This is a genomic window from Mycobacterium sp. E1715, assembly GCF_001667625.1.
Taxonomy (GTDB): Bacteria; Actinomycetota; Actinomycetes; order Mycobacteriales; family Mycobacteriaceae; genus Mycobacterium.
In genome coordinates this window covers 1-630 of the sequence record NZ_LZJJ01000506.1, presented here as the reverse complement: position 1 = coordinate 630, position 630 = coordinate 1, and the positions used below count along the sequence as shown (strand labels likewise).

At 72.5% G+C, this 630-nt stretch carries 1 protein-coding gene; it reads left to right on the top strand.

Annotation, left to right across the window (positions count from 1 at the left end):
- Nucleotides 1–630, top strand: a 630-nt coding sequence (locus A9X03_RS24890; RefSeq protein ID WP_197696142.1) for a phosphopantetheine-binding protein, incomplete at both ends; no start/stop codon positions are given.

Genomic DNA, 630 nt, shown 5'->3' with positions numbered 1-630 from the left:
ACCGGCCGCGGTCGGCGCGGGCGCGGCCATCACGGCTGCGTCCAACGGGGCCGCCGTCGCGCCGGCGGAGTCCGGCGGTGAGGCCGAAGCCGAGACCCTGACCGACAGCCTGACCAACCGGTATTTCTCGGCGAGCATGGGCAAGTGGTCGCCGGACTCGGGCGAGACGGTCGCGGAGCGCCTGGGGCTGATCGTCGGCTCCGCCATGGGTTACGAGCCCGAGGACCTGCCGTGGGAGGTGCCCCTGATCGAGCTCGGGCTGGACTCGCTGATGGCGGTGCGGATCAAGAACCGCGTCGAGTACGACTTCGACCTGCCGCCGATCCAACTGACGGCCGTTCGGGACGCCAACCTCTACAACATCGAGGAGCTGATCAAGTACGCGGTCGAGCACCGCGACGAGGTCGAGCAGCTGCACGAGTACCAGCAGAGCCACTCGCCCGAGGAGATCGCCAAGGCCCAGGCGCAATTGATGAGCGGCGCCTCGCCCGCGACGATCGCCGCGCCCGCGCCCGACCCGCAGGCGGAGCCCGAGACCCAGCCGGCGCCGCCGCCGGCCTCGGACGTGCCGATCCCGCCGCCGCCCACCGACCCGACCGGGCCGAAGGCGAACGGCGGGCAGCCCGCACC